This is a genomic window from Arcobacter lacus, from assembly GCF_003063295.1.
Taxonomy (GTDB): domain Bacteria; phylum Campylobacterota; class Campylobacteria; order Campylobacterales; family Arcobacteraceae; genus Aliarcobacter; species Aliarcobacter lacus.
The window spans coordinates 1-23,692 of the sequence record NZ_MUXF01000001.1 but is presented as its reverse complement, the minus strand read 5'-3'; the positions used below and the strand labels follow the sequence as shown (position 1 = coordinate 23,692).

The following is a 23,692-nucleotide window of genomic DNA, read 5'->3' as shown; positions in this document are numbered from 1 at the left end:
AGTGTATTTATTATATAATGAAGTTTATTTATTAAATATTAATTTTAAATAAAAATTATAATTTTTACAAAGAGAAAAAATAGTTTATGATAGTAGGACTTATAGGAAAAATAACAAAAAAAGAGCCAACACTGTTAAATGTAAATGTAAATGGAGTTATTTATGAGGTTTTTGTTTCATTAAACTGTAGTTCAAAGATTGTTTCAGATGATGTAAACTTAGAAATAACGCATATCATAAGAGAAGATGCTCAAAGTTTATATGGCTTTTTGGATTCAAATGAAAAAAAACTTTTCGATACAGTTATCAAAATAAATGGTGTTGGACCTAAAGTTGCACTTGCAATTTGTTCTACTTTTACACCAACATCATTTGCACAAATAGTAAGTTCAAATGACGTTTCTATGCTCAAAAGAGTTCCAGGAATTGGACCTAAAGGTGCTAGTAGAATTTTAGTAGAATTATCTGGATTTATTATTGATTCAAATGATGAAACAGGTGGTTCATCTTCAGCTTTAGAAGCTGCCTTAGCTTTAGAATCTTTAGGATTTAAAAAAGATTTAGTATCAAGTGTATTAAAAACTTGTGTTAGCTCAAATACAAGTGATTTAGTAAAAGAAGCATTAAAAAAATTACAAAAATAGTATAAAAAAGGTTTATTAATGAAAGTAGCAGTAGTTTTTGGTGGAATAAGTTTTGAACATGAAATTTCGATAGTAAGTTCAATTGCATTAAAAGATGTTTTAAAAAAAGATGAATTAATCTATTTATTTTTAGACTCTTCAAGACAGATGTATCATATTCCGACAAATATTATAAAATCAAAACTTTTTAGCAGTGGTGAATACAAAAAATTTGATAAAGTTTATTTTCAAAAAGGTGGTTTTTATAAAAAAGGTGGAGTTTTTTCAAAAGATAAAAATATAGATTTTGATGTTGTTTTAAATCTTTCTCATGGTGGAGATGGAGAAGATGGTATTTTATCTTCTGTTTTAGATTTTTATTCTATTCCTTTTATTGCTCCAAGAACAGAAGCTTGTGTTGTTAGTTCAAACAAATTTTTGACAAAAGGTTATGCAAAAAGCGTTAATGTTAATACTTTAGATTACAAATATTTTACAAAAGATGACAAAATTGAAGTAGATAGTTTCCCTGTTATTTTAAAACCTGTAAAACTGGGAAGTTCAATTGGTGTAGCAATAGTTAAATCTCAAGAAGAACTTCAATATGCTTTAGATGTTGCTTTTGAATTTGATGATGCAATTATAATTGAACCTTTTATTAGTGGAGTAAAAGAGTATAACTTAGCTGGAACAAAAGTAAATGGAGAGTTTAAATTTTCAATTATTGAAGAGCCACAAAAAGCTGAATTTTTAGATTTTGATAAAAAATATTTAGACTTTTCAAGAACATCAAAAGCAAAAGAGGTTGATTTAGGTGAGAAGCTAAATAACGAAATAAAAGAGTCATTTAAAAGACTTTATAATACACTGTTTGAAGGTTCAATCATAAGATGTGATTTTTTTGTGATTAATGATGAGATTTATTTAAATGAAATCAACTCAATTCCTGGATCTATGGCAAACTATTTATTTGAAGATTTTCAATCTTTATTTGATCAAGTAGCAAAAAATCTTCCTAGAAAAAAACATATTCCAATAACTTACGAGTATGTAAATAAAATTCATTCAGCTAAAGGAAAATAACTTTGGCAATCAAAAATATAGTTATTGATAATAAAATTTTTGATATTTCTTACGAGATTATAAATCCAAGTGCAACAAAGGATATAATCTTTCTTCATGGCTGGGGTTCAAATAAAGATATTATGAAAAGTGCATTTTCTAGATATCTAAAAGATTTTAGACATATTTATATTGATTTACCAGGTTTTGGAAAAAGTCCAAATGAATATGTTTTAACTACAAATGATTATGTAAATATAACTTCAGAATTTTTAAAACTTCTTCACTCTTCTAAAGAGTTTATAGCAGGACACTCTTATGGTGGAAAAGTAGCAACTTTACTTAATCCACAAAATCTTGTACTTTTAAGCAGTGCTGGAATTTTAGAGGAAAAACCTTTTGATGTGAAACTAAAAATCTTTTTTGCAAAAGTTTTAAATTTTTTAGGTTTAAAAAATATAACAAAAAGATTTAGAAGTAAAGATGTAGATAAAATGAGTGAAAATATGTATGCAACTTTTAAAAATGTTGTAAATGAAGATTTTTCTTCTCATTTTTCAGATTTTTCAAATAAGGCTTTTATTTTTTGGGGGAAAGATGATAAAGCAACTTCTTTAGAATCTGGACAAAAAATAGCAAATTTGATAAAAAAATCTACTTTTGAAGCTTTTGAAGGGGATCATTACTTTTTTATAAAAAAAGCAAAAAATATTTGTGAAAGAATAGAAAATGGAATATATTAATATAATCACACACATTGTTTTAATAATGAGTTTAGGTTGGTATTTGATAACTAATCTACAATGGTACAATTATAAATTAGATAGAGTTATCTTTAAACATCATAAATGGCAATGGCATATCACATACTTTCTTTCTCCTATTGTTTTATTTTATATCATTCCTGAGCCTTATTTTACTATTTATTTTTTTCTAGTATTTTTGACAAGTTTTGTTTTATGGAATAAAAAATTAGATCGTGGATTAGTTTTAACTTCAAGAGTTAAAAGATTTTTAGTGATTTTATTGTTGAGTGCATTTGCTATAATTTCTCTTTGTTTATCTAATCCAAATTGTACAAATTTATTTATTTTTACTCCATTACTTTTGGCTTATATTTTTTCTACACTATTAGAAAAACTGTTTTTTATCTCTTTTAAGCACAAAGGTAAAAAAAGAGTAAAAAGTATAAAAGATTTAAAAATAGTAGAAATCACTGCATCTTTTGGTAAAACTTCAATTAAAAATTATCTTTATCATATTTTGAAAAATAAATATAAAGTTTATAAAACACCAAGAAGTGTAAATACTATTGCAGGAATAGTTCTTGATGTAAATAAAGATTTACCAGCTGATACTCAAATTTATATAGCAGAAGCAGGGGCTAGAGTAAAAGGTGATATTGAAGAAATAACTATGTTTTTAGAACCTCAAATTTGTGTTATTGGAAGTGTAGGAGAACAACATATTGAGTATTTTAAAACTTTAGAAAATATCATAAATACAAAAATGGAGATTTTAAAATCTCCAAATATGAAAATGGGATTTGTACATGAATCAGTTCCAATTTCAAATAGTCAAAATATCACAAAATTCCCAAATAGTTTACATATAGTAAAAAGTAATTTAGATGGTATTTGGTTTGATGTTGAAGTTAGTGGAAATATTGAACATTTTTATGCACCAATTTTAGGAAGTTTTAATGCTATAAATTTAACAGCTGTTATTTTAGTTGCACATTATCTAGGAATGGATATTTTAGAGATAAAAGCAGCACTTACAACTTTACCTCAAGTTGAACATAGGTTGCAAAAAATAGAAGCAAACGGAAAAATTATCGTAGATGACTCTTTTAATGGAAATCTTGAAGGAATGCTTGAAGCTGTAAATATCTGTTCAAGTTATGAAGGTAGAAAAGTTATCATAACTCCTGGGCTTGTAGAATCAACTGACGAAGCAAATATACTTTTAGCAAAAGCAATAGATGAAAATTTTGATTATGTTATTTTGACTGGAAGTTTAAATACTCAACTTTTAAAAACAAATATAAATGAAAATAAAGTCTATATTTTAAAAGATAAATCAAAAATGCAAGAAGTTTTAGCAGAACTCACAAGAACTGGTGATTTAATTTTATTTGCAAACGATGCACCAAATTTTATATAAGGTTTTTTAAATGGAACACCTTTATGCACCTTGGCGATATGAATATGTAAGCGAAGATAAAATAGAAGGTTGTGTTTTTTGTCATATTGGAAAAAACTTAAAGGATGAAAAACTACAAGTAATATTTAGTGATGAATATTGTTATGTTGTTATGAATAAATATCCGTATAGTCCAGGTCATATTATGGTTATTCCTTATTTTCATACTTGTAATATCGAAGATTTGGATGAAAATGTTTGGTTAAAAGTAAGTATTAGAGTAAGACAGGCTGTTAAGCTTTTAAAAGAAGTTATGCCTTGTGAAGGTTGTAATATTGGAATGAATCTTGGACGTGCAGCAGGTGCTGGAATAGAACAACACGTTCATTATCATATTTTACCAAGATGGATTGGTGATACAAATTTTATAAGTACGATTGGTGGAACTAGAGTTTATCCTGCTTCTTTTGATGAAATATTTAAAAAACTAAAAGATAACGCTTCTAAATATTTTGTATAAATCTTTTTAAAATTTTATATAAAAATTTATCGAGTATAAAATAAGGAAAAAATAGTAAAATAATAAGAAAATTTATTAGGAACTATTTTGAAAAATCAAATTAAGAATTTCTTTTCAAACAATTTTGTTTATAAAGGAAAAGAAAAACTCTCAAAACTTACTATTTTGTCTTTAATTATTTTAAATATTTTAGTTTTATTTATTCTTGATAAAGGAATAGATTTTCAAACAAGAGTTTTAAATAATCCAATGACAAAATTCCCATACGATTGTAGAGATATTTTTACTTACAATTTAAATGTAGATGACTTTAACAACTATATTTACAATGCTCAAAATTATAATTCGAAGTATCAAAATATTAAAGATTTGGAATTAGATAGTAGATGTAGCTTAATATTTGAAAAAATAAATTCAATTAAAAAGAATATAGATATTAAAAGTTTAAAAAAGAAAAACGATGAGTTATCAAATAAATCTTATGAATTAAATAATCAAATATCATATTTAAAAGAAAATTATAATACTTTATTATTTGAAAAAATCAGTAATCAAGAAGTAGATAAATCTATTGTTGAAGGTAATTTAACAGCTCAAAATATCAAAGAAAAATATGAAAATCTATCATTAGAATTAGAAAAAATAATTAAAGAAAAAGATGATTTATCTAATAAATTTAAAGAAGAAAATTTAGTAAATGATTTAAGTTCTTACATAAATTCAAACAAAACTTCAGTATTAAATGATATTAAAAAAGTTGAAAAATATTATTCAATTAAATATGAGTTTGTAATTTTATTATTTTTAATCCCTTTAGTTTTAATCTTCTTTTATCTAATGAAAAACTATTTAAAAAAAGATAAATATGTTTTATACATCATATATAAAAACATTTTAGTTGTTACTATGATACCAACTTTAATTTCTATTTTTAGTTTGATAAATATATTTATTCCAAAGATATTTTTAGAAAAACTTTTGATGTTTTTTTATAACTTAGAAGTGCCTTTTATTGTCTATTATTTTGCTATAGCAATTGCAATCTTATTATTTATTTTTATTATAATTAGAATACAAAAAAGATTTAAAGAAGAAAATGAAAAATTAAAAAATAACAAAATATCAATGTATGATTCTTATAATAAAAACATTTGTAATATTTGTGGAAATAAAGTTGATTATATTTTTATGAATTATTGTCCTTGTTGTAAAAATCAGTTAAAAATTGAATGTAAAATATGTAATAAGCAGACCATAAGTGTATTAGATTTTTGCATGAATTGTGGAAATAACATTAAAGAGTAAATTGCTCTTTAATGAAACTTAAAATATATCTTTTTTAGCTACTATTTTATATATTGTTCCTTTTTATAAGGAAATAAATTTATTATATTTTCAATCAAACTCCCATAATACTTGACATTTAACTCAAATTAAGTTATAATCCGCGTCCACTAAATGTGGTTAGGGTGTAATTTTACACATCTAACGAGTTCTTTAAAGGAAATTAAATGGAAAAAATCAGATTAAAGCTTAAAGCTTATGATCATAGAGTTTTAGACAGAAGTGTTGCTTCAATTGTTGAAGCCGTAAAAAGAACTGGTGCTGATTTAAGAGGTCCAATCCCTCTTCCAACAAAAATCAGAAGATACACAGTTATTAAAGGTCCTCACGTAAATAAAGATTCAAGAGAACAATTTGAAATCAGAGTTCATTCAAGAATTATTGATATCATAGTTGCAACTCCTGAAACAGTAGATTCATTAATGAAACTTGACTTAGCTCCTGAAGTTGATGTTGAAGTTAGATCAATGGGTCAAGAATAAAAGAAAGGGTAATACAAGATGGAATTTATAGTTCAAAAAATCGGTATGAGTAGAACAGTTTCTGTTCCAAGTACAGCTGTTACACTTTTAAGAGTTCTTGATACAAAAGTATGTGAAGTAACTGAAGGTGTAGCACTAGTTTCTTATAGCAATGGTAAAAAATTTAACAAAGCTATTGAAGGTCAACAAAAAAAATTCAACTTATCTAAAGAGTTTAATAGATTTGCAACAATTACTGTAGCAAATGCTGAAGCTGGTGATTTAGATGTTTCTGGATTAGGTGAAGCTAAAGTAGTAAAATCAACTTTTAAAACAAAAGGTAGAGGTTTCTCTGGTGCTGTTAAAAGATGGAATTTTGCTGGTGGTAGAGCATCTCATGGTCACAGAATGGGTAAAAGAACTGGTTCAATCGGTAACTGCGAATGGCCAGGAAGAGTTCAGCCAGGTAAAAAAATGCCAGGGCAATACGGAAATACAAATGTATCTGTAAAAAATGAAATTATTTCATTTGATGCTGAAACAGGAATTTTAGTTTTAAAAGGTTCAGTATCTGGTGCAAATGGTTCATTAGGAAAAATAAAGGTTGCTAAATGAGCAAAGCTATAGTATTAAATGAAAAATTTGAAAATAATGGTGAAGTAGTTTTACCAGCAAGTTATGAAGAGATTAACTCTCACAACTTATATTTATATGTAAAATCATATTTAGCTTCATTAAGAGCAAACACTGCAAGAGCTAAAACTAGAGCAGAAGTAAGTGGTGGTGGTAAAAAACCTAAAGCACAAAAAGGTTCTGGAGCAGCTAGATGGGGTTCAAAAAGATCACCATTATTTGTTGGTGGAGGACAAGCATTTGGTCCTACAAAAAGAAACTATAACCAAAAAGTAAATAAAAAACAAAAAGCTTTAGCATTAAAATATGCTTTAAATGCACAAGCTAATAATGGTTCGTTATTTGTTGTTGATTCATTAAAAATTGAATCAGGTAAAACAAAAGAAGCAGTTGCAGTTTTAAGTAAAATAAATAAGAGAGATACATTAATAGTATGTGATGTTATTGATGAAAAAACTTATTTAGCATTTAGAAATATTAAAAACTGTTATATGGTTGAAAAGCAAGAAGTTAACGCTTATTTAATTGCTGTTTACCACTCAGTACTAATTGAAAAATCAGTACTTGATGCATTAACAAAAGAGGCTTAAGATGGCAGATATTACAGATATTAAAGCAATATTATATACAGAAAAAACAATTGAGCTTCAAGAAAATGGTGTAATCGTTGTTCAAACTAGTCCAAGAATGACTAAAAGCGGTTTAAAAGAAGTATTTAAAGAGTATTTTGGAGTAACACCTTCAAAAGTTAATTCTTTAAGACAAGATGGTAAAGTTAAAAGATTTAGAGGGAAAATTGGTAAAAGAGCTGATTTCAAGAAATTCTATGTAACATTACCAGAGGGCGCAGCTATTGCGAACCTATCAGCTTAAGGAGTAAAAAATGGCAATTAAAAAATTTAGACCAATAACTCCTGCAAGAAGATTTATGTCTGTAATGGATACTTCTGATATTACTTCAAAACCAACAGTTAGATCTTTACTTGTAAGAGTAAAAGCAGCAGCTGGTAGAAATAATAACGGTAGAATTACATCAAGACACAAAGAAGCAGGTGCTAAAAAATTATACAGAATTATTGATTTTAAAAGAAATAAATTCGGTATTGAAGGTACAGTAGCAACTGTTGAATATGATCCATATAGAAACTGCAGAATTTGTTTAGTTTCATATTTAGATGGTGATAAAAGATATATTATTCAACCTTCTGGATTAAAAATTGGTGATAAAGTTCAAGCTGCTGAATCAGGATTAGATATTTTACCTGGAAATGCAATGCAATTAAGTAATATTCCTGTTGGAACTATGGTTCATAATATTGAATTAAAACCAGGAAAAGGTGCTCAAATTGCTAGAGCTGCTGGTGGATATGCTCAAATTATGGGTAGAGAAGACAAATATGTTATCTTAAGATTACCTTCTGGTGAAATGAGAAAAATTCTTGGTGTTTGTATGGCTACAGTTGGTGTAGTTGGAAATGAAGATTATACAAATATGGTTGTTGGTAAAGCTGGTAGAAGTAGACACCTTGGTATTAGACCTCAAACAAGAGGATCTGCAATGAACCCTATAGATCACCCACACGGTGGAGGGGAAGGTAAAACTAACTCTGGTAGACATCCTGTTACTCCATGGGGTATGCCAACTAAAGGTTATAAAACTAGAAAGAAAAAAGCTAGTGACAAACTAATCATTTCAAAAAGAAAGAAGTAAGGGTTTAAGATGGCAAGATCGATAAAAAAAGGACCATTTGTAGACGCACACCTAATGAAAAAAGTTCTTAGTGCAAATAGTACTAATGATAAAAAACCAATTAAAACTTGGTCAAGAAGATCAACTGTATTACCAGATATGATTGGAATAACTTTTAATGTGCACAATGGAAGAAACTTTGTTCCTGTATTAATTACAGAGAACCATGTTGGATATAAATTAGGTGAGTTTGCACCAACTAGAACATTTAAGGGCCATAAAGGTTCTGTTCAAAGAAAGGCATAAGAATGGCTAAAGCAATATTAAAATTTATTAGAGTTTCTCCTATTAAAGCAAGACTTATTGCAAGAGAAGTTCAAGGAATGAATGCAGAGTATGCTATTGCATCTTTACAATTCACTCCAAATAAAGCTGCTGGAATTATCTCTAAAGTTATAGCATCTGCTGTTGCAAATGCAGGTTTAGATCCAGTTGATGCAGTTATTACATCAGCTAGAGTTGATAAAGGTCCAGTTCTAAAAAGATTTACTCCAAGAGCAAGAGGTTCAGCTTCACCAAAGCATAAACCAACTGCACATATTATGATTGAAGTAGCTGCTGCAACTAAAGGAGACAAATAATGGGTCAAAAAGTTAATCCAATTGGACTAAGATTAGGTATTAATAGAAACTGGGAATCAAGATGGTTTCCTAAATTTGAAACTATGCCTGCAAACGTTGCAGAAGATGACAAAATCAGAAAGTATGTAAAAAAAGAGTTATACTACGCTGGAATTGCTCAAACTGTTGTTGAAAGAACTGCTAAAAAAGTAAGAGTTACAGTTGTTGCTGCTAGACCTGGTATTATTATCGGTAAAAAAGGTGCAGATGTTGAAAAACTTAAAGATGCACTTTCAAAATTAGTTGGTAAAGAAATCGCTGTTAACATCAAAGAAGAAAGAAAACCACAAATTTCTGCTCAATTATCTGCTGAAAATGTTGCTCAACAATTAGAAAGAAGAGTTGCATTCAGAAGAGCTATGAAAAGAGTTATGCAAAATGCATTAAAAGGTGGAGCAAAAGGTATTAAAGTATCTGTTTCTGGAAGACTTGGTGGTGCTGAAATGGCAAGAACTGAGTGGTATTTAGAAGGAAGAGTTCCATTACATACTTTAAGAGCAAGAATTGATTATGGTTTTGCTGAAGCTCATACAACTTATGGTTGTATTGGTATTAAAGTTTGGATTTTTAAAGGTGAAGTATTAGCAAAAGGTATTCCTACTGAAAAAGCTGAAGAAACAACTTCTAAACCAAAAAGAAGACCAGCAAAGAAAAGAGGTAAATAATTATGTTAATGCCTAAAAGAACTAAATTTAGAAAAATGATGAAAGGACGAAATAGAGGTATGGCTCATAGAGGTAACTCTTTAGCGTACGGAGATTTCGGAATTAAAGCTGTTGAGCATGGAAGAATCGATTCAAGACAAATTGAAGCGTCAAGAATTGCTATGACAAGAAAAGTAAAAAGACAAGCTAAAGTTTGGATTATGGTATTCCCAGACAAACCACTTACTGCTAAACCATTAGAAACAAGAATGGGTAAAGGTAAAGGTAGCGTTGATAAATGGGTTATGAACATTAAGCCTGGAAGAATTTGTTTTGAGATGGCAGGTGTTGGTGAAGAATTAGCAAGAGAAGCTTTAGCTTTAGCTATGCACAAATTACCATTCAAAACTAAAATTGTAACAAGAGATAGCGAAAATGAACTATACTGATTTAAAAGACAAAAACTTGAATGAATTACAAGTATTATTAAAAGAGAAAAAGGTGCTTCTTTTTGAATTAAAAGCTAAGCTAAAAACTATGCAGTTAACAAACACTTCTGAATTAAGAGCAACAAAAAAAGATATTGCAAAAATTCAAACAGCTTTAACTGCTGTAAAAGCTAACTAAGGATCTAAGTATGACACATAAAAGAGAGATTCAAGGTGTAGTGGTAAAAAGATCAGGTGATAAAACTGCTTCTGTATTAGTTACAAGATCTGTTTTACACCCAAAATATCACAAAACAGTAAAAAGATTTAAAAAATATTTAATTCACGATGAAAAAAATGAGTTAAATGTTGGTGATAGTGTTATCGCTATTGAGTGTAGACCATTGTCAAAAACTAAATCTTTTAGATTAAAGACGATAGTTGCTACAGGAGTTAAATAATGATTCAAAGTTTTACAAGATTAAATGTAGCTGACAACACAGGTGCTAAAGAGATTATGTGTATCAAAGTTTTAGGTGGTTCTAAAAGAAGATACGCAACTGTTGGTGATGTAATTGTTGCTTCAGTTAAAAAAGCTCTACCAACTGGAAAAATTAAAAAAGGTCAAGTTGTAAAAGCTGTTGTTGTTAGAACTCATAAAGAAGTTCAAAGAGAAAATGGTTCATTAATTAGATTTGATGATAATGCAGCTGTTATTCTTGATGCAAAAAGAGAACCAGTTGGAACAAGAATTTTTGGACCAGTTGCTAGGGAAGTAAGATATTCAGGTTTCATGAAAATCGTTTCACTTGCACCGGAGGTATTATAATGGCAATTAAATTAAAAATTAAAAAAGGTGATACTGTAAAAATCATCGCTGGTGATGATAAAGGTAAAACTGGAGAAGTTTTAAAAGTATTACCAAAAGAAAAAAAAGTAATTGTAAAAGATTGCAAAGTTGCTAAAAAAACAGTTAAACCTGATCAAGAAAAAAATCCAGAAGGTGGGTTTGTAAACAAAGAAATGCCAATTGATATTTCAAATGTAGCAAAAGTAGAGGGTAACTAATATGGCATCAAGATTATTTGAAAAATATAAATCAGAAATTAAACCAGTTTTAGAAACTGAATTTCCAAAAAACAAAACTTTAACAGCAAAAGTAGAGAAAGTTGTTATCTCTGTTGGTGCTGGTGAAGCTATGAAAGATTCTAAATTAATTCAAAATATTGAAGATACAATCTCTTTAATTGCTGGTCAAAAAGCGGTTAAAGTTATTGCTAAAAAATCAGTAGCTGGATTTAAAGTAAGAGAAGGTATGCCTGTAGGTGTTAAAGTTACTTTAAGAGGTGAACAAATGTATCATTTCTTAGATAAACTATGCAATGTTGCATTACCAAGAGTTAAAGACTTTAGAGGTCTTAATAAAAATGGATTTGATGGTAGAGGAAACTTTAACTTTGGACTAGATGAGCAATTAATGTTCCCTGAAGTAGTTTATGATAACATCATTAAAACACACGGTATGAATATTTCAATTGCTACTAGTGCAACTAATGATGCTGAAGCATACAGATTATTAGAATTAGTAGGAATTCCATTTACAAAAGGAAGAGCGTAATGGCAAAGAAATCTATGATCGCTAAACAACAAAGAACACCTAAGTTTGCTGTAAGAGCATACACAAGATGTTCTGTTTGTGGAAGACCTCACTCTGTTTACAGAGATTTTGGTTTATGTAGAGTTTGTTTAAGAAAAATGGCTAACGAAGGTTTATTACCTGGTGTTAGAAAAGCTAGTTGGTAGGAGATATAAGCTATGATGAATGATATAATCGCAGATGCTTTAACTAGAATTAGAAATGCTGCAATGAGAAGATTAGAAGTTGCAACATTATTACACTCAAATACTGTAGTAGGTGTTTTAAACGTTTTATTACAAAAAGAGTATATTGCTGGATTCAAAGTTATTGACGGTCAAAACAATAAAAAAACAATTCAAGTTGAATTAAAATATGATGATAATGAGAAATCAGTAATTAATGAAATAACAAGAGTTTCTAAACCAGGAAGAAGAGTTTATAAAAGTGCTTCTGAAATTAAAAACTTTAAAAATGGGTACGGTACTATTATCGTTTCAACTAACAAAGGTGTTATTGCTAATGATGAAGCATATGCAGCTAATGTTGGTGGTGAAGTACTTTGTACTGTATGGTAGGAGAGTGTAATGTCAAGAATTGGTAAAAAACCTATCACAATTCCAGCAGGAATTGAAGTAACAGTAAATGGAACACTAATTAGTGTAAAAAAAGGAAACAACGTTTCTACTGTTGAAACTCATGGAAGAGTTGGTATTGAAATTGCAAATGGACAAGTTGTATTAACTAGAAATGGTGATACAAAAGAGTCTTCTGCATTTTGGGGAACTTATAGAGCTTTAACTGCAAATGCAATTAATGGTTTACATGAAGGATTCACTAAATCTTTAGAAATCAACGGAGTTGGGTATAGAGCAACATTAAAAGGTGATGTTTTAGAGTTAGCATTAGGTTACTCACACCCAATCAACTATGAAATCCCAAAAGGATTAGAAATTACTGTTGAAAAAAATATAGTTAGTGTAAAAGGTGCGGACAAACAACAAGTTGGTCAGGCTGCTGCAATTATTAGAGGCTTTAGAAAACCAGAACCTTACAAAGGTAAAGGTGTTAAGTATACTGATGAAAAAATCATCAGAAAAGCCGGAAAAACTTCTAAGAAGTAAGGTGTAACTATGAGTAGAGAAAAAGATTTAGCAAAAAAAGTTGCTTTAAGAATCAAAAGAAAAAAAAGAGTTAGAAGTAACATCTTTGGTACTGCTGAAAAACCAAGAGTATCAATTTTTAAATCTAACAAATACGTTAGTGCACAAGCTATTAATGATGTTGAAGGTGTAACTTTAACAGCAGTTAGCTCTAAAACTATGGGTTTAAATGTAAATAAAGAAAATGCTGGAAAAGTTGCAGCACAACTTGCTGAAAATCTAAAATCTGCTGGTATTGAATCAGTAGTTTATGATAGAAACGGTTATCTTTATCATGGTGTTGTAGCAGCATTTGCTGACGGATTAAGAGCAAATGGTATTAAATTATAAGGGTTAATGATGGCAGTAAATAGAGAAGACTTTCAAGAAGCAATCGTTAAGATCGGTAGAGTAACAAAAGTTGTAAAAGGTGGAAGAAGATTCAGATTTACAGCTTTAGTTGTTGTTGGTGATAAAAACGGTACAGTAGGATTTGGAACAGGTAAAGCAAAAGAGGTTCCTGATGCAATTAAAAAAGCGTTAGATGATGCATTTAAAAGCTTAGTTACTGTTTCTATTAAAGGAACTACAATAGCACATGATATTGAGCATAAATATAATGCAAGTAAAATCTTATTAAAACCAGCATCTGAGGGTACTGGGCTAATCGCTGGAGGAGCTGCAAGACCTGTTCTTGAGCTTTCAGGTGTTAAAGATATTATTGCGAAATCTTTAGGTTCAAATAATCCTAACAACCTTGTACAAGCTACTGTTGAAGCATTAGCTAAGATAAAAGGATAAGATATGGTATTAGAAAACTTACAACCAGCTCCTGGTAGCACAAAAAATGTAAAAAGAATTGGTAGAGGTCAAGGAAGCGGTACAGGTAAAACTGCTGGAAAAGGTAACAAAGGTCAAAAAGCAAGATCTGGTTATAATGTAAAAAGAGGATTTGAAGGTGGTCAACAGCCATTAGCTAGAAGACTTCCAAAAATCGGATTTACTTCAAGAACAGTAAAACCTTATTCAATTAATGTTGATAGAATAACTCAAATTTCAACTTTAGATGAAATTACATTAGATTCAATTAAATCTGTGTATAAATTATCTAAATCTGTTGAAAAAGTTAAATTAATTGGAACAACTGCAAAAAATTTAGTAGCTAAGATTAAAGACGAAAACGTTACAACTACTGGAAAATAATTATGAGTAAAGATCTAATAAATAAGATTCTTATTACATTAGGCTTTATTTTTCTTTACAGATTACTGGCATACGTGCCAGTACCTGGAGTTAATATAGATGTAGTTAAAGAATTTTTTGACTCAAATGCACATAATGCATTAGGTCTTGTAAATATGTTTAGTGGAAATGCAGTTTCAAGACTAAGTATTATTTCACTAGGAATTATGCCTTACATTACTGCTTCTATTATTATGGAACTTCTAGCAGCAACTTTCCCAACACTTGGTAAAATGAAAAAAGAAAGAGATGGTATGCAAAAATATATGCAAATCATCAGATATACAACTATAGTAATTACATTAATTCAATCAATTGGTGTTTCTGTTGGTCTTAATTCATTAACTGGACAAGGTGGACAAGGTGCAATTTCTATTGATATGAATACTTTTATTGCAGTTTCTGCAATTTCAATGTTAACTGGAACTATGCTTTTAATGTGGATTGGTGAACAAATCACTCAAAAAGGTATAGGAAATGGTATTTCATTAATTATCTTTGCTGGTATCGTTTCAGCAATTCCTAGTGCTATTGGTGGTACAGTTGACTTAGTTAATAATGGTCAAATGAACTTCTTAACAGTAATCGGAATTTTAGTTGTTATTTTAGCAACAGTTGGAGCTATTATTTATGTTGAATTAGGTGAGAGAAGAGTTCCTGTTTCATATTCTAGAAAAGTTATGATGCAGAATCAAAAAAGAAGAGTTATGAATTATATTCCTATTAAAGTAAATTTAAGTGGAGTAATTCCTGCAATTTTTGCAAGTGCTATTTTGATGTTCCCTGCAACAGTTTTACAAGGAAGTCAAAATAAATACTTAGTTATGATTGCAGACTATCTTAATCCAAATTCATATACATTTAATATATTTATGTTTTTATTTGTTGTTTTCTTTGCATTTTTCTATGCTTCAATAACATTTAATGCAAAAGATATTTCAGAGAATTTAAAAAAACAAGGTGGATTTATTCCAGGTGTTAGACCAGGAGCAAGTACAGCAGATTTTTTAAATGAAGTTGCAGGTAGATTAACTTTTTGGGGTGCAATCTATATGGGACTAATTTCGACTTTACCTTGGCTTATAGTAAAAGCTATGGGAGTTCCTTTCTATTTTGGAGGAGTTTCTGTTTTAATCGTTGTTCAAGTTGCAATTGATACTATGAGAAAAATAGAAGCACAACAATATATGAATAAATATCAAACATTAAGTGCAGTTGGACTTTAAAATGGCAATTCCATTGAGAAAACCAAATGAGATTGAAAAACTTCGTGTAGCAAATATTGCTGTTGCAAAAACTTTGAATTATTTAAGAGATAATGTAAAAGCAGGAATGACTTTAAAAGAAGTTGATGCAATAGGAGAAAAATTTATAAGAGATTTAGGTGCAAGACCTGCATTTAAAGGTTTATATGGTTTTCCTAATGCTATTTGTACTTCTTTAAATGAAGTTATAATACACGGAATACCAAGTGATGTTATCTTGAAAGAAGGTGATATACTTGGGCTTGATATTGGTACAGAGGTTGATGGTTGGTATGGTGATAGTGCTATTACTATGCCAATTGGTAAAATTTCAAAAGAAGATGAAGCTTTAATTGCTTGTTCGAAAGACTCTTTATATTATGCAATTGATATTATAAGAGAAGGCATGAGATTTAAAGAGTTATCTAAAAAAATCGAAGACTTTATTGTTGCTCGAGGATATCAACCACTAGTTAGATTTTGTGGTCATGGTATTGGTAAAAAACCACATGAAGAGCCAGAAATTCCAAATTATTTAGAAAATGGAGATACAAAATCTGGACCAAAAATTAAAAATGGAATGGTATTTTGTATAGAACCAATGATTTGTTGTAAAGACAGAAATCCTGTTATTCTAAAAAATGGTTGGGATGTTGTCTCAGCTGATGGTTTAAGAGGTAGTCATTATGAACATACAGTTGCTGTTATTGATGGTAGAGCTGTTATTTTAAGTAATTCGGAAAATTAAGGGGAAAATGTGGCAAAAGATGATGTAATCGTAGTTGATGGTAAAGTAATAGAAGCTTTGCCTAATGCAATGTTTCGAGTAGAGTTAGATAATGGACATGTAGTTTTATGTCATATCTCAGGAAAAATGAGAATGCACTACATTAAAATTTTACCTAACGATACTGTAAAAGTAGAAATTACACCTTATTCATTAGATAAAGGTAGAATTACTCATAGATACAAATAGTATCTAAAATTTAAATAAGGATTTACTCCTTATTTAATCTTCTAAACTACATAAATTGTACTAAAGTAATATTTTTGTAGAATCACATATGACAAAATCAGTTAAGAATCAAGTTTTAAGATATTTATATAATTTAAAATCATTTGGATTTAATTATCACGAAACCTTTGAAATTTTTTCTAAAGAGATAAAAAATTTTAAATTACCAAATGACATAAATGAGTTAGAAAATAGTGTAAAGCACTGTTATTTATGTGAACTTTGTAAGGTTCGTAAAAATGTTCTTTTTGGATATGGAAATAAAAATTCAAAAATTATGTTTGTTTGTGATGAACCAACAAAAAGTGAAGATGAATTAGGAACTTTTTATGTTGGAAATAGTGGTGAATTATTATCTAAAATGATTGAAAATGTATTAAATATTAAAAAAGAAGGTGTTTATATAACTACTTTGGTGAAATGTAAAAGTTTAAATGGAGTTACAAATTTAAGCTTAGATACCTGTAATGATTATTTACTTAAACAAATTGAGTTAATAAAACCAAAATTAATAGTTTGTTTAGGTGAAAAAACTTATTCACATTTGATGAAAAATGGTGATAATTTTTTTCAAATTAGAGGCAAAATGCTGAGTTTTAATTCAATTACATTGATAGCAACATATTCGCCAACATTTTTATTGAGAAATCCTTCTTCAAAAAAAGATGCTTATTATGATATGTTAAAAATTAAGAGTTTTATGGAGGAGTTAAATTGAGACAATTATTGACTTTATTATTTGTTGTATTTGTTTTTTTAGGTTGTAACCAAAAGCAAGTTGTGCAATTAAAAATGCCAAATCAAAATAAAAGTGTTCCTACGAAAGTTAAAGAAGATAAAACAACTGTTGTTGAAGAATTTATTTCAAATGATTCTATAATTAAAGAAGAAGTTATTGATAATAACAATAATGGAAGTATGAATACAGTACAACCTCAAGCTGATGAAGAAGTAGTTGCACAACAAAGTATTAATATAAATATTGATGAAGCAAAAGCTAATGTTAAATTAGCTTTTGTTTATCCTTCAACTTTAGTTTCAAAATATGCAAAAAGTTCTTTAAATACAATTTCTGGATATTTATCATATAAACAAGCAAACTATAATTTAGTTATAGTTGATAGTAAAAATGAGAGTTATGAGAATATAAATAATGCTTTTTCTAAGTTAAAAGAAGAAGGAGTTACGGATGTTATAGCTTTATTTACTCCAAATGCTTTAAATAATTTAAATAAAATTGTTACAGATGATTTTAAAGTTTATTTGCCATTGATTGAAAAAAAAGATAGTTTAGAAAATAATGATAGTTTAATTTTTGGTTCTATCTCTTATGATGATCAACTTAAAAAATTAAGTTATTATTCAAATGGAAAAAACACTACATTTTATCAAGAAACATACTTAGGAACTAAATTAAAGAATAGTTATGATTTTATTGTTGGATATTCTACTTTAAGAAAAGAGATTAAAAATAATGAAACAAATTTTAAAAATATAGTAAATGATTCAAGATTGAGAAATTCATCACTTTTTTTAAATACAGATTTAGTTAAAAGTTCTTTGATTTTATCTCAAATGACAGTTTATGATATTAGCCCAAGCACTATTTTAGCAACTCAAATTTTATTTGATCCAATGCTTATGATATTAACTCAAGAAAGAGATAGACAAAATCTTGTTATCGCAAATTCTATTGGTGATGTTGACTCAAAATTAAAAGATGAAATAGCAACAATGGGTGGAAATATAACTTTTGAGTGGGTTGATTATTCAACTTTAGTTGGAATAAACTACCTGTTTTCTAATGGTAATTCATCTTTAATTCCAACAAAAATAGAGAATAATCAAGCAGTTTATACTCCAAGATTATTTAAAAGCACGGATGTAGGTTTTTTAGAAATTAAGTAGAAATTAATCAAGCAATACTATAAAATCGGCTTACACTTAGCAAGTGTGTCGTTTTTGTGTCAAATCGAAATTTAAATCTACTCTTTTTACATCTAGTTCTTTTATGTATTTAAAATATTTTTTTAATGTTATACTAGTATTCTCATGTCTCATCATATATGATACCCATTCCAACTTTTCACCCATAGTTAATCTAATTGAAGCAAATGTATGTCTAGTTTGATATATTGTTCTTTCTGGAATATCTAACTTTCTAAGCATTTCTTTGAATAATGTATTTATGTAATAACTACTCTTCCATGGTTCTTTATTTTTTGGTGAATAAAAAACATATTCTCTTAAACCAGTTTTATATCTTTGTCTTTCAAAGAATGGTAAAGCTTCAATAGGTAACTCAATTGTACTCATTGATTTTTTAGTTTTTGGAGTTTGTAAAAAGCATCTAGTAAATTGTTGTTTTACTGAAATAGTCATATTATTTAAATCAACATCACACCATCTTAATCCTAACATTTCACCAGTTCTCAATCCAGTAAAACAAGAAATGGCTATAAAATTACATAATCTATCATCATTATAGTCTAGTATCTTTTGTAATTCATCTTTAGTAAATGGATTTATTTCATATCCAGTATCTTTAAACTTTGGTTTACTTATTCTCATAGGTGTTTGATTTATAATTTCACCTAAAACAGCTTTTTCAAATGATGGTCTTAAAATAGCTTCACAAATTACCAATGCACTTCTATCTGTAAATGTTTTATAGAATTCTAAAATATCCAAAGGCTTAATTTCAGTTACTTTTCTTTTATTAAAAAAAGGTATAATTCTACTGTTCAACATAGATAAGTAATTTGTATAAGAAGTTCTTTTTAGTGTATCTTTTTTATCTTCGAGAACTTCTTTACACAAATCTACCACAGTTGGTATCTTCTTCATAACATCAAATTTTTTAAAGAACTCTTCATTTTTTGCATAGCTTTTAAAAAGCTTTATATTTTCTTTTGAGTATTCTAGTTTAGTTGATACTCTTTTCCCATTAATTCGTGCGTATAGCATACCGTTACGGTTATAAAATGTCATTTTAATCCTTTCTTATAGGCTAAAATTCCATTTTCTACAAATGAAATCATAATCTTTTTACCCTTAATTTGTTTTGTATAATGTATATTTTCTTTAAATCTTCCATCTTTCATCATGTTATTTAGTGTGCCATCTGAAATATCTAAAAATGCTTTTACTCCTGCCCTTTTAGTTAAATCAAATTTAGGTTTTAGCTGCTGTCTTAATTCGGTTAATTCAGTTTGCATTTCTTCCATTTTTTCAAACATTTTAGGAAGTAGGTCCAGGACATCAAAATTAACTGCACTCATTTTTAACCTCCCATTTATTACAATAAAAAGTTCCTATTTTAAAATCGCTTGAAACTCCTTTATTACATAAACCAAAACCATGTCCTGAATTAGAAAAATATAAACAATTATTACAACTTCTATTTTCTAAATCTTCTAACTCTTTAATTGCTTCATCTAACTTTTTCGGATTAATCCAAATTCCATCTATGCCATTATTTAAGATATTGTATTGCTCTTTTAATAAGTCTAATGCTTTTAAGCTTCTGTCCATTTTTTTAACCTTTTACGAGCTTCTTTATCGTCTTTTCTGCTTTTATTATAAATAGACTCTGGTACTTCCATATGCATCTCTATATATTGCTCTTCTATAAAATGTTCCTCATTACAATTAACACAATATCCACCGTAAACTTTACATCCACAATTTTCACAAGTTTTCATTTTCTTCTCCTATTTTTTCTTAATCGCTTCATCAATATTTTTAACTATAAACTCTCTACATCAATACAAGTAACTATATAGCCACTTTTATCGTTAAGTTGTTCAATTACTGCTTTCATTTTTTATCCCTCTCTTATTGTTGTTTTATATCTTGTCTTCCACTTATGCTGTTCATTCTTTTCATACCAATCTCTTTTTCTACATTTCGCTGAGCAATAAGCTTTAGTAGGAGTTTTTGTAGTGAAATCTTTTTGACAACTTTTATAAGCACATTTCTCTAAAAATATACCTACAATTCCAGATGTATTAGCTTTCTTTAGTTTTTCTCTTTTATGCCTTTTTGCACAAACTTTACAATCGCTTTTATAGCCTGTTGCAGAATTTTTATCTCTGTGAAAATTACTTATATCTAGCAAATATTTACAGTAGCTACACTGCAACTTATTATTAACTATTACCTTTTTTTTGCCTTGAGAATTTTTCTTTTGTGAATAAATCATTATATTTCTCTTTCTGTTGTTTGATTTAATTATCTCTAAAAATCCACTTAGTGAACTTTATAAAAATAAAAAAAGCCCAATTAAGGGCTTTTGGTTGGTTGTTTAACATTGATATTATTAAGATATTCAAATCGGCTAAAGAATACTTTACAAATCTTGCTAAACTAATATCTAAAGGCTCTAAAGCTACTAAGATTTTTTTAGATATATAAGCTAATTTAAGCAACTAAAATCTAAAGGAATATATCGGGCTTAGCTTATGCACCCGATAGTTAATAAAATTAATATTTTGCTTTTTTAAAATAAAAAATACAAACTAATTCCAACTAACAGAATGCCACCTAAATCTATTTTTTTATCTTTTGCAGATCTTATAATAAAAAAACTACCTGCTAATATTCCTAAACAATAAACATATTCCATTAAAACCCTTTCATATCAATCAAAATATTATCAATACTTGCTGGGTCATTTAGATATTGTAAGTAAACATCATCTGATTTATTGTAAAGCCACTTTCCTGCTTCTTCATCTGTTGCACCACGATTTAATAACTCTTGTCTTAAAAGTTCTTTTGGTGGTTGTGAATTGATAGGAGCAATATCAACTGTTATATCTTTGTTTTCTTCTTTTGGAGTAAGTGCTAAAGCATTAATATCGTTGATGTTTATTTTATTTTCATTAGACATTTTAGAATTATCTAATGTTTCCACATCTTCAATCTCTTCTTTAGTTTTGCAACCAAATTTTATTTCAGGAAAAAACTCATTTATAAAATTTGATTGTGCTCTATATCTAAGCATAAGTTCAGGCATTGTTTTCCATTTGCTACCTTGTTTATCAATTAATCCTTCTGCTTTTGCAATATCTAAAGTATAAGTCATACCTTTTAATATTTCATTTGTTACACTACAAGTTGCTTCACAATAAGCACTTTTTTTATCATCACCTATAACAGTTCTTAAACTACCTTTTATTTTTCCACTGTCATTCAATCTTGCAACTAAAAATTTAGTTTCAAAGCTTGGCTTATTGTAAATAATAAATATACTTTGGGCAACTTCCATAACAGATATATTCATTCTATTTGCCAAGTCATAAATAATAACTGCACTTGCAACATCATTTTTTAAAGCATTTGGGAAAAATGCACTTTTACTTAAGGCAGTTGCCCGTCTTTGTTCTAACTCAAATCTTTTAACTTCTAGTTCTAAAAGTTTTTCTTCTTTTTCTAAAGATACTAATTCATTTGCACTCATATTTTTCCTTTTAATTATTCATATTTCTTAAATATTCATCTGTAAACCAAGCTTTAAAAAGTTCATCTTCTCCATTTTCAAACTTAACAGAAATATATTTATCAACTAAAGCTGTATATTTTGCTCGACCTTTTTCTACAATATCAGGCATTGCAATACCACCAAAAGGTTTATAAGGTTCATAATTTGGACTTACAATCCAACCAAAATTTCTAACTTTTGGATATGGCAAATTAAATTTATCAATCACCATATTTATAGTATCTATGTACCAAGCACTTTGAATATCATAGTTATATTGACTTATACTATTTCTTCTAAATAACTCTGGTCTATGTTCTTTTGATGTTTTATAATCTAAAACTAATCCAAGTTTTGGCAACCAAATATCAGCCCTACATTTTCTATAAAGTCCTAAAGCTTCATCAAATACAATAAAGCTAACTTCTTTTAGACTTTGTTCAATATATGGTCCATAAACCAAATTAACTTTATATGCTCTCTCTTTTGCTAAAGCTATACTTCCAAGTGGAACAACTTCTTTATTAGGATTATCTTTTTTGATTTTTTCTGTTGCTACACTTTCTAATGTTTTAGTTGTAGTTTCAATATATTCATCTAATAAATGTGGTTCTAATAAAGCAGTATGATTTAAAGTTCCTATTTTAAAAGCTTCACAATCATATTTGAACAAATGTCTATTGTCATAAATAGCTACACTTAAATCTAAATCTTGAAATTGTGTAGAACTTAATCCATCTATCTCGTGATATTCTTTATTTGGCATATCAAAGAATATTCCCTCTTTGATTTTTGGTTTAAAAGAGGGGATTTCAACATCAATAACATCTCTTGGACTACTCATTATTCAACCTTTAAAAGTCTTTTTATATAGTTTCTTTTTATCTCTATATCTACACCATCAAAATATTCTTTAAATACTTTTTCAATTGAGATATACACTAATTCTTCATCAAGATTTTTATTACCAAAATGAAGAGCATCTTGTAACATTCCGACAAACTCATCAAGATTATCTTCATCTTCTTTTGTAAATTTTTCTTGTTCCTCTTTCTTTAAGAGGTCAATATCAAGACTTTCATTTTTACTCATTTCTTTTACTCCTTACTGTTCTAAAAAATATATAACCATAGGCTACAATCAACATAACTGCACCAATTAATATATTTTCCATTAGCAATACTCCCATCGATTATATTTATCTGCTAAATCTTTGAGCATTTCAAACTTAGTTATATTTAATAGCATAAACCGACCACTATCAAGATAGACTCTAATTTTCATCTTTTGCTCCTTTTATTTCTTCCCATAAATCAAAACAATTTTTTACATTTTGAATGTACTTATCTCTTTCATCATGGTTGTATTTATATTTTTCACTTATTGCTTGTATTGCTTGGTCTTGTGTGCCTCTAAAACAACCTAAACAAATAATATTTTTATCGTTATAATCTAAATAAATAGTTCTTCTTTCTACACCACAATTATGTACTAAAGGATAGTTAGTTATTCCAGTTCCTCTAAGGTCTAAACTTCCACCAACAGATAAATTATCAGGTAAAGTAGTTATTCCAGTTCCCTCAAGGTCTAAATATCCACCAACAGATAAATTATCAGGTAAAGCAGTTATTCCAGTTCCACTAAGGTATAAATTTCCACCAACAGATAAATTATCAGGTAAAGCAGTTATTCCAGTTCC

The 23,692-nt window shown here is 28.3% G+C and carries 40 protein-coding genes; 31 read left to right on the top strand and 9 right to left on the bottom strand.

What is annotated here, in order from left to right:
* Positions 1-86: 86 nt before the first annotated feature.
* From ruvA to B0175_RS00055, 31 genes are all read left to right on the top strand, one after another.
* Complete coding sequence (ruvA, locus tag B0175_RS00205; protein ID WP_108526736.1) at positions 87-644, top strand: Holliday junction branch migration protein RuvA; 558 nt, start codon at positions 87-89, stop codon at positions 642-644.
* Positions 645-662: 18 nt separating this feature from the next.
* Positions 663-1,706, top strand: coding sequence for a D-alanine--D-alanine ligase (locus B0175_RS00200; protein WP_108526735.1), 1,044 nt, complete (start codon positions 663-665; stop codon positions 1,704-1,706).
* 2 nt (positions 1,707-1,708) lie between these two features.
* The gene (locus B0175_RS00195; RefSeq protein WP_004510814.1) at positions 1,709-2,428 is read left to right on the top strand and encodes an alpha/beta fold hydrolase; all 720 of its coding nucleotides are present in this window, start codon (positions 1,709-1,711) and stop codon (positions 2,426-2,428) included.
* Positions 2,415-3,851: a Mur ligase family protein gene (locus B0175_RS00190; protein ID WP_108526734.1), complete on the top strand. Its 1,437-nt coding sequence runs from the start codon at positions 2,415-2,417 to the stop codon at positions 3,849-3,851. The genes B0175_RS00195 and B0175_RS00190 overlap by 14 nt, the downstream gene beginning before the upstream one ends.
* A 10-nt stretch (positions 3,852-3,861) precedes the next feature.
* The gene (locus tag B0175_RS00185; protein WP_108526733.1) at positions 3,862-4,350 is read left to right on the top strand and encodes an HIT family protein; all 489 of its coding nucleotides are present in this window, start codon (positions 3,862-3,864) and stop codon (positions 4,348-4,350) included.
* Between the two features lie 87 nt (positions 4,351-4,437).
* Positions 4,438-5,655, top strand: coding sequence for an ABC transporter permease (locus tag B0175_RS00180; protein ID WP_108526732.1), 1,218 nt, complete (start codon positions 4,438-4,440; stop codon positions 5,653-5,655).
* A 206-nt stretch (positions 5,656-5,861) separates the two neighbouring features.
* Positions 5,862-6,176, top strand: a complete 315-nt coding sequence (gene rpsJ, locus B0175_RS00175; RefSeq protein WP_004510819.1) for a 30S ribosomal protein S10 — start codon at positions 5,862-5,864, stop codon at positions 6,174-6,176.
* Between the two features lie 18 nt (positions 6,177-6,194).
* A complete protein-coding gene (gene rplC / locus B0175_RS00170) occupies positions 6,195-6,770 on the top strand; it encodes a 50S ribosomal protein L3 (RefSeq protein ID WP_004510820.1) in 576 nt (191 codons plus the stop codon).
* Positions 6,767-7,378, top strand: a complete 612-nt coding sequence (gene rplD / locus B0175_RS00165; protein ID WP_004510821.1) for a 50S ribosomal protein L4 — start codon at positions 6,767-6,769, stop codon at positions 7,376-7,378. Before rplC ends, rplD begins: the two co-directional genes overlap by 4 nt.
* A 1-nt stretch (position 7,379) precedes the next feature.
* Positions 7,380-7,661: a 50S ribosomal protein L23 gene (locus B0175_RS00160; protein ID WP_108526731.1), complete on the top strand. Its 282-nt coding sequence runs from the start codon at positions 7,380-7,382 to the stop codon at positions 7,659-7,661.
* A 10-nt stretch (positions 7,662-7,671) separates the two neighbouring features.
* Positions 7,672-8,499 carry a 50S ribosomal protein L2 gene (gene rplB, locus B0175_RS00155; RefSeq protein WP_108526730.1) on the top strand — a complete coding sequence of 276 codons (828 nt, stop codon included), beginning with the start codon at positions 7,672-7,674 and terminating at the stop codon, positions 8,497-8,499.
* Positions 8,500-8,508: 9 nt separating this feature from the next.
* Complete coding sequence (gene rpsS / locus B0175_RS00150; protein ID WP_020847614.1) at positions 8,509-8,784, top strand: 30S ribosomal protein S19; 276 nt, start codon at positions 8,509-8,511, stop codon at positions 8,782-8,784.
* A 2-nt stretch (positions 8,785-8,786) separates the two neighbouring features.
* The gene (gene rplV / locus B0175_RS00145; protein WP_004510825.1) at positions 8,787-9,119 is read left to right on the top strand and encodes a 50S ribosomal protein L22; all 333 of its coding nucleotides are present in this window, start codon (positions 8,787-8,789) and stop codon (positions 9,117-9,119) included.
* Entirely contained in the window at positions 9,119-9,823 is a 705-nt protein-coding gene (gene rpsC / locus B0175_RS00140) for a 30S ribosomal protein S3 (protein WP_004510826.1), read from the top strand. The genes rplV and rpsC overlap by 1 nt, the downstream gene beginning before the upstream one ends.
* A gap of 2 nt (positions 9,824-9,825) precedes the next feature.
* Complete coding sequence (rplP, locus tag B0175_RS00135; RefSeq protein WP_004510827.1) at positions 9,826-10,251, top strand: 50S ribosomal protein L16; 426 nt, start codon at positions 9,826-9,828, stop codon at positions 10,249-10,251.
* Complete coding sequence (gene rpmC / locus B0175_RS00130; RefSeq protein ID WP_004510828.1) at positions 10,238-10,429, top strand: 50S ribosomal protein L29; 192 nt, start codon at positions 10,238-10,240, stop codon at positions 10,427-10,429. The genes rplP and rpmC overlap by 14 nt, the downstream gene beginning before the upstream one ends.
* Positions 10,430-10,439: 10 nt before the next feature.
* Complete coding sequence (rpsQ, locus tag B0175_RS00125; RefSeq protein WP_004510829.1) at positions 10,440-10,691, top strand: 30S ribosomal protein S17; 252 nt, start codon at positions 10,440-10,442, stop codon at positions 10,689-10,691.
* Positions 10,691-11,059 (top strand): 50S ribosomal protein L14, encoded by a 369-nt coding sequence (gene rplN / locus B0175_RS00120; protein WP_004510830.1) that lies wholly within the window; start codon positions 10,691-10,693, stop codon positions 11,057-11,059. Before rpsQ ends, rplN begins: the two co-directional genes overlap by 1 nt.
* Positions 11,059-11,298 carry a 50S ribosomal protein L24 gene (gene rplX / locus B0175_RS00115; protein ID WP_108526729.1) on the top strand — a complete coding sequence of 80 codons (240 nt, stop codon included), beginning with the start codon at positions 11,059-11,061 and terminating at the stop codon, positions 11,296-11,298. The genes rplN and rplX overlap by 1 nt, the downstream gene beginning before the upstream one ends.
* Position 11,299: 1 nt before the next feature.
* On the top strand, positions 11,300-11,848 hold the full coding sequence (gene rplE, locus B0175_RS00110; protein WP_046995195.1) for a 50S ribosomal protein L5: 549 nt from the start codon (positions 11,300-11,302) through the stop codon (positions 11,846-11,848).
* Positions 11,848-12,033 carry a type Z 30S ribosomal protein S14 gene (locus tag B0175_RS00105; RefSeq protein WP_004510833.1) on the top strand — a complete coding sequence of 62 codons (186 nt, stop codon included), beginning with the start codon at positions 11,848-11,850 and terminating at the stop codon, positions 12,031-12,033. Before rplE ends, B0175_RS00105 begins: the two co-directional genes overlap by 1 nt.
* A gap of 12 nt (positions 12,034-12,045) precedes the next feature.
* Positions 12,046-12,444 carry a 30S ribosomal protein S8 gene (gene rpsH / locus B0175_RS00100; protein ID WP_004510834.1) on the top strand — a complete coding sequence of 133 codons (399 nt, stop codon included), beginning with the start codon at positions 12,046-12,048 and terminating at the stop codon, positions 12,442-12,444.
* Between the two features lie 9 nt (positions 12,445-12,453).
* A complete protein-coding gene (gene rplF / locus B0175_RS00095) occupies positions 12,454-12,990 on the top strand; it encodes a 50S ribosomal protein L6 (protein ID WP_108526728.1) in 537 nt (178 codons plus the stop codon).
* A gap of 9 nt (positions 12,991-12,999) precedes the next feature.
* Complete coding sequence (rplR, locus tag B0175_RS00090) at positions 13,000-13,359, top strand: 50S ribosomal protein L18 (RefSeq protein ID WP_108526727.1); 360 nt, start codon at positions 13,000-13,002, stop codon at positions 13,357-13,359.
* Between the two features lie 9 nt (positions 13,360-13,368).
* Entirely contained in the window at positions 13,369-13,809 is a 441-nt protein-coding gene (rpsE, locus tag B0175_RS00085; protein WP_014473702.1) for a 30S ribosomal protein S5, read from the top strand.
* Between the two features lie 3 nt (positions 13,810-13,812).
* A complete protein-coding gene (gene rplO, locus B0175_RS00080; protein ID WP_108526726.1) occupies positions 13,813-14,211 on the top strand; it encodes a 50S ribosomal protein L15 in 399 nt (132 codons plus the stop codon).
* Positions 14,212-14,213: 2 nt separating this feature from the next.
* Positions 14,214-15,476, top strand: a complete 1,263-nt coding sequence (secY, locus tag B0175_RS00075; protein ID WP_108526725.1) for a preprotein translocase subunit SecY — start codon at positions 14,214-14,216, stop codon at positions 15,474-15,476.
* Between the two features lies 1 nt (position 15,477).
* Positions 15,478-16,242, top strand: coding sequence for a type I methionyl aminopeptidase (gene map / locus B0175_RS00070; protein ID WP_108526724.1), 765 nt, complete (start codon positions 15,478-15,480; stop codon positions 16,240-16,242).
* A gap of 9 nt (positions 16,243-16,251) precedes the next feature.
* Complete coding sequence (infA, locus tag B0175_RS00065) at positions 16,252-16,470, top strand: translation initiation factor IF-1 (RefSeq protein WP_004510841.1); 219 nt, start codon at positions 16,252-16,254, stop codon at positions 16,468-16,470.
* A gap of 88 nt (positions 16,471-16,558) precedes the next feature.
* On the top strand, positions 16,559-17,227 hold the full coding sequence (locus B0175_RS00060; protein ID WP_108526723.1) for a uracil-DNA glycosylase: 669 nt from the start codon (positions 16,559-16,561) through the stop codon (positions 17,225-17,227).
* Positions 17,224-18,417: a hypothetical protein gene (locus B0175_RS00055; protein WP_108526722.1), complete on the top strand. Its 1,194-nt coding sequence runs from the start codon at positions 17,224-17,226 to the stop codon at positions 18,415-18,417. The genes B0175_RS00060 and B0175_RS00055 overlap by 4 nt, the downstream gene beginning before the upstream one ends.
* Positions 18,418-18,453: 36 nt before the next feature.
* Here the strand turns inward: B0175_RS00055 and B0175_RS00050 are convergent, their stop codons facing one another.
* From B0175_RS00050 to B0175_RS11210, 9 genes are all read right to left on the bottom strand, one after another.
* A complete protein-coding gene (locus B0175_RS00050; RefSeq protein WP_108526721.1) occupies positions 18,454-19,500 on the bottom strand; it encodes a tyrosine-type recombinase/integrase in 1,047 nt (348 codons plus the stop codon).
* A complete protein-coding gene (locus B0175_RS00045; RefSeq protein WP_108526720.1) occupies positions 19,497-19,790 on the bottom strand; it encodes a hypothetical protein in 294 nt (97 codons plus the stop codon). Before B0175_RS00045 ends, B0175_RS00050 begins: the two co-directional genes overlap by 4 nt.
* On the bottom strand, positions 19,777-20,043 hold the full coding sequence (locus B0175_RS00040; protein WP_108526719.1) for a hypothetical protein: 267 nt from the start codon (positions 20,041-20,043) through the stop codon (positions 19,777-19,779). The genes B0175_RS00045 and B0175_RS00040 overlap by 14 nt, the downstream gene beginning before the upstream one ends.
* The gene (locus tag B0175_RS00035) at positions 20,028-20,213 is read right to left on the bottom strand and encodes a hypothetical protein (protein ID WP_108526718.1); all 186 of its coding nucleotides are present in this window, start codon (positions 20,211-20,213) and stop codon (positions 20,028-20,030) included. The genes B0175_RS00040 and B0175_RS00035 overlap by 16 nt, the downstream gene beginning before the upstream one ends.
* Positions 20,214-20,335: 122 nt before the next feature.
* On the bottom strand, positions 20,336-20,713 hold the full coding sequence (locus B0175_RS00030; RefSeq protein WP_108526717.1) for a hypothetical protein: 378 nt from the start codon (positions 20,711-20,713) through the stop codon (positions 20,336-20,338).
* A 422-nt stretch (positions 20,714-21,135) separates the two neighbouring features.
* The gene (locus B0175_RS00020) at positions 21,136-21,972 is read right to left on the bottom strand and encodes a hypothetical protein (protein WP_108526715.1); all 837 of its coding nucleotides are present in this window, start codon (positions 21,970-21,972) and stop codon (positions 21,136-21,138) included.
* Between the two features lie 10 nt (positions 21,973-21,982).
* The gene (locus B0175_RS00015) at positions 21,983-22,837 is read right to left on the bottom strand and encodes a PD-(D/E)XK nuclease-like domain-containing protein (protein ID WP_108526714.1); all 855 of its coding nucleotides are present in this window, start codon (positions 22,835-22,837) and stop codon (positions 21,983-21,985) included.
* Positions 22,837-23,085 (bottom strand): hypothetical protein, encoded by a 249-nt coding sequence (locus tag B0175_RS00010; protein WP_108526713.1) that lies wholly within the window; start codon positions 23,083-23,085, stop codon positions 22,837-22,839. Before B0175_RS00010 ends, B0175_RS00015 begins: the two co-directional genes overlap by 1 nt.
* Positions 23,086-23,266: 181 nt before the next feature.
* Positions 23,267-23,692 (bottom strand): leucine-rich repeat domain-containing protein (locus B0175_RS11210; protein WP_210004191.1); only part of this gene is annotated, 426 nt, incomplete at its 5' end.